The organism is Allokutzneria sp. NRRL B-24872, from assembly GCF_002155965.1.
In the GTDB taxonomy this organism is placed as follows: Bacteria; Actinomycetota; Actinomycetes; order Mycobacteriales; family Pseudonocardiaceae; genus Allokutzneria.
In genome coordinates, this window is the sequence record NZ_MUMH01000413.1 from 1 (window position 1) to 638 (window position 638).

General features: G+C 74.8%; 1 protein-coding gene. It reads left to right on the plus strand.

Annotation, left to right across the window (positions count from 1 at the left end):
* Positions 1–638: hemolysin family protein (locus CCN37_RS38390; protein WP_143262082.1), on the plus strand; the 638-nt coding region annotated here is incomplete at both ends.

Here is a 638-nt window from a genome sequence, read left to right on the forward strand (position 1 = left end):
CGTGATGACCCCGCGTGTGGACGTCCAGGCGCTGGAGGCCCACGCCACCGCCGCCGACGCCGCCAACCTCACCCTGGCCACCGGGCGTTCCCGCCTCCCCGTCTACCGCGACACCCTGGACGAGGTGGTCGGCACCGTGCACATCCGCGACGTCCTCGCCCTGGACGCCGCCGACCGCGCCACCACCCCCGTCACCGACCTGGCCACGCCCCCGCTCCTGGTCCCGGACAGCCTCCCGGTGGACCGGCTGCTGGACCGGCTGCGCAGGGCGCACACCATGGCCGTCGTGATCGACGAGTACGGGGGCACGGCGGGGGTCGCCACCCTGGAGGACATCGTCGAGGAGATCGTCGGCGACGTGCGCGACGAACACGACACCGACGAGACCCCGGGCCTGGTGCCCCTCGGCCCCGGCGCCTGGGAGGCGGACGGCGGCGTACGGCTGGACGAGCTCACCGGCATCGGCCTGACCGCCCCCGAGGGCCCGTACGAAACGGTGGCGGGCCTCCTGGCCACCGCCCTGGAGCGCATCCCGGCGGCCGGGGACACCGTCGAGACCGACGGCTGGCAGCTCACGGTCCTGAAGGTGGACCACCACCGCGCCGACCGCGTACGGATCACCGAGGCCACCGAGACAG